The organism is Shigella sp. FC1661 (genome assembly GCF_001712525.1).
GTDB classification, from domain to species: Bacteria; Pseudomonadota; Gammaproteobacteria; order Enterobacterales; family Enterobacteriaceae; genus Escherichia; species Escherichia coli.
The window spans coordinates 1-3,890 of sequence record NZ_MDGW01000195.1; the positions used below are offsets into that span (position 1 = coordinate 1).

General features: G+C 48.8%; 2 protein-coding genes. Both read right to left on the reverse strand.

Translation table 11 applies throughout. The features are described from left to right. Window positions 1-815: 815 nt before the first annotated feature. Window positions 816-1,412 carry a replication/maintenance protein RepL gene (locus BFF42_RS12265; protein ID WP_050488785.1) on the reverse strand — a complete coding sequence of 199 codons (597 nt, stop codon included), beginning with the start codon at window positions 1,410-1,412 and terminating at the stop codon, window positions 816-818. A gap of 1,348 nt (window positions 1,413-2,760) precedes the next feature. After that, window positions 2,761-3,357, reverse strand: coding sequence for a replication/maintenance protein RepL (locus BFF42_RS12285; RefSeq protein WP_050488785.1), 597 nt, complete (start codon window positions 3,355-3,357; stop codon window positions 2,761-2,763). Between the last annotated feature and the right edge of the window lie 533 nt (window positions 3,358-3,890).

The following is a 3,890-nucleotide window of genomic DNA, read 5'->3' on the forward strand; positions in this document are numbered from 1 at the left end:
CCCTGAAACGTCAGGGGTATGAAGAGGAATTATTGTGGAGTAACCAATATTATTTTTATCGGCTAGCTACGGGCTGGACAAACCCGTAACAACGCTGAATTTGCCGTAGTTGTGCCTGAAAAACAATCCTGATTTCGGGACAGGATGTGGGAATGTCGGACCGCGCACGCACACTCAGACATTCCCCACCTGGTCAGGGCTTCACCCCGACACCCCGCATCAGTGCGTAAGTGCTCAATGTAACTTCCGGTTCTCTTCCGCTTCCTCGCCCACTCGCTCACTACGTTCGGTCGCTGGGGCTGCGGCGAGCGGTATAATCTCTCGCATGTTGTCGGTGATCCCGTTGTTGTTCTTTCGGGGATGAGTCGTCAGATAGCCCTTCAAACGCGCTCAGTAGCTCTCAGACACACGAAACGGGTTTTAAATGCCCGTCAGGGCATGGAAGGCGCGAAAAACGATTACAGAGCGTTTCAGGAGGTCAGGCGCGCCGATACCCCTAACCAGGGGCTTTCAGGTCGCCTGGAACCGCGCCAGCCCCCTGCAAAGCCCATTTGCACGGTACAGGCAGCCACTCGGTTGGTAGGTGATCGTAGACCGTCGGTGTTACAGCGATGGGGTCTGGGGTTCTCCCCAGACGGTTTCCGGTTGCGCTCAAGGCGCTGCCGGAACCGTGGCGGCTCGGTCGTTCTGGAGATCGGGGAGCAAAAACACGCAAGGGATTTGAGGCGGCAAAAGAGCAATGCAGGATAGACAATCATGGTCAGAACGTTAACACGCAGCCCCTGATTGTCCGCCTGCCGCTAGCTCAATTTGGATTAGTTCAACTCTAGGTCTTGCTGGTCTGGAGGTGGAAGATCATCACAACCAATGACAGGTCTTTCATCCTCACAGATGACAGGTATGGCTTTTAGCTTCTTAACCTGCTCCCAACCTTCGTCTTGCTCACATTCATGAGCAACAACAGTTGCCGAAAATACTGCTTTCCGCTGACCACGGCTGCCTGCAAACGCTACTTGCTCATTGACCACGTAAGTGTTTGTCGTGCCGACCTTCACAATCTGAACGTAGTTATGATCAGCCAAGTGTTTGATCGCTCTAGTCACAGTAGCCCGTGATTTACCAATAATCTTGCAGAACGCTGTGTTACTGATGGCTACGGCATTGGTTCCAATCTGCATGTTTTCACGGATCACACTAAATACCAGTGCTGCCGCTGGATTTGCGGTTTGCAAGGCTCTTAAGTTTTTTTCTGCTGCTCTGCTCATCATGTAATAACCACCTGTTACGCGGTTTTTTCTGAGCGATGCTAAGTACCGTTCCTCTTGGAGTGTATCCATCGTATGACTAAGTAATGATCTTGCTTGTGAAAGCTGCTGTTCCAGCGTTTGAATCTTCTTCTCGTCGTCTGTCATAAAGTGCTCACCCCATGAGCCTAATAGTGCTCAAGCATGATTCAAGTTGCGTCATTTTAGCATGATTCAAGTTGCGTCATTTTAGCATGATGCATGTTGAATCAAAAATGATTCACACCAACTCAATAGTGCTCATAGCTCATGAGCACTATTAGGCTCACCCCATGAGCACTATTGAAAATGCTCTATTCTATATAAATCATATAGTTAAGTTTTTTTTTTCCTATTTTGCTTCTATTTCTATTAAAAGAGTTAGGTGATTGGCTCCGCTTCGCTTGGCAATCACCTAGCCAAATTTTTTTTGGGGTGTCGGGGCGCAGCCCTGACACAGTCACGTAGCGATAGCGGAGTGTATACTGGCTTACTCCTCTGCAAGCCTTACAGACCGCGTTTTTGCTCACTGTTTCGCTTTCTCAAATAGCCAGATGATCGATTCGCTCTGGAATCTCTTTATGACGATTCCTCCATTTCGAACTTTTTTATGTAACGTTTACTACAGTGCTTTCGGCGCGGGGATTTTTAAGGCAAAAAAACCCTGAAACGTCAGGGGTATGAAGAGGAATTATTGTGGAGTAACCAATATTATTTTTATCGGCTAGCTACGGGCTGGACAAACCCGTAACAACGCTGAATTTGCCGTAGTTGTGCCTGAAAAACAATCCTGATTTCGGGACAGGATGTGGGAATGTCGGACCGCGCACGCACACTCAGACATTCCCCACCTGGTCAGGGCTTCACCCCGACACCCCGCATCAGTGCGTAAGTGCTCAATGTAACTTCCGGTTCTCTTCCGCTTCCTCGCCCACTCGCTCACTACGTTCGGTCGCTGGGGCTGCGGCGAGCGGTATAATCTCTCGCATGTTGTCGGTGATCCCGTTGTTGTTCTTTCGGGGATGAGTCGTCAGATAGCCCTTCAAACGCGCTCAGTAGCTCTCAGACACACGAAACGGGTTTTAAATGCCCGTCAGGGCATGGAAGGCGCGAAAAACGATTACAGAGCGTTTCAGGAGGTCAGGCGCGCCGATACCCCTAACCAGGGGCTTTCAGGTCGCCTGGAACCGCGCCAGCCCCCTGCAAAGCCCATTTGCACGGTACAGGCAGCCACTCGGTTGGTAGGTGATCGTAGACCGTCGGTGTTACAGCGATGGGGTCTGGGGTTCTCCCCAGACGGTTTCCGGTTGCGCTCAAGGCGCTGCCGGAACCGTGGCGGCTCGGTCGTTCTGGAGATCGGGGAGCAAAAACACGCAAGGGATTTGAGGCGGCAAAAGAGCAATGCAGGATAGACAATCATGGTCAGAACGTTAACACGCAGCCCCTGATTGTCCGCCTGCCGCTAGCTCAATTTGGATTAGTTCAACTCTAGGTCTTGCTGGTCTGGAGGTGGAAGATCATCACAACCAATGACAGGTCTTTCATCCTCACAGATGACAGGTATGGCTTTTAGCTTCTTAACCTGCTCCCAACCTTCGTCTTGCTCACATTCATGAGCAACAACAGTTGCCGAAAATACTGCTTTCCGCTGACCACGGCTGCCTGCAAACGCTACTTGCTCATTGACCACGTAAGTGTTTGTCGTGCCGACCTTCACAATCTGAACGTAGTTATGATCAGCCAAGTGTTTGATCGCTCTAGTCACAGTAGCCCGTGATTTACCAATAATCTTGCAGAACGCTGTGTTACTGATGGCTACGGCATTGGTTCCAATCTGCATGTTTTCACGGATCACACTAAATACCAGTGCTGCCGCTGGATTTGCGGTTTGCAAGGCTCTTAAGTTTTTTTCTGCTGCTCTGCTCATCATGTAATAACCACCTGTTACGCGGTTTTTTCTGAGCGATGCTAAGTACCGTTCCTCTTGGAGTGTATCCATCGTATGACTAAGTAATGATCTTGCTTGTGAAAGCTGCTGTTCCAGCGTTTGAATCTTCTTCTCGTCGTCTGTCATAAAGTGCTCACCCCATGAGCCTAATAGTGCTCAAGCATGATTCAAGTTGCGTCATTTTAGCATGATTCAAGTTGCGTCATTTTAGCATGATGCATGTTGAATCAAAAATGATTCACACCAACTCAATAGTGCTCATAGCTCATGAGCACTATTAGGCTCACCCCATGAGCACTATTGAAAATGCTCTATTCTATATAAATCATATAGTTAAGTTTTTTTTTTCCTATTTTGCTTCTATTTCTATTAAAAGAGTTAGGTGATTGGCTCCGCTTCGCTTGGCAATCACCTAGCCAAATTTTTTTTGGGGTGTCGGGGCGCAGCCCTGACACAGTCACGTAGCGATAGCGGAGTGTATACTGGCTTACTCCTCTGCAAGCCTTACAGACCGCGTTTTTGCTCACTGTTTCGCTTTCTCAAATAGCCAGATGATCGATTCGCTCTGGAATCTCTTTATGACGATTCCTCCATTTCGAACTTTTTTATGTAACGTTTACTACAGTGCTTTCGGCGCGGGGATTTTTAAGGCAAAAAAA

Bases quoted from the DNA above. Each gene is read 5' to 3' on its own strand.
- BFF42_RS12285 (WP_050488785.1), bottom strand. From the start codon at position 3,357: ATGACAGACGACGAGAAGAAGATTCAAACGCTGGAACAGCAGCTTTCA.
- BFF42_RS12265 (WP_050488785.1), bottom strand. From the start codon at position 1,412: ATGACAGACGACGAGAAGAAGATTCAAACGCTGGAACAGCAGCTTTCA.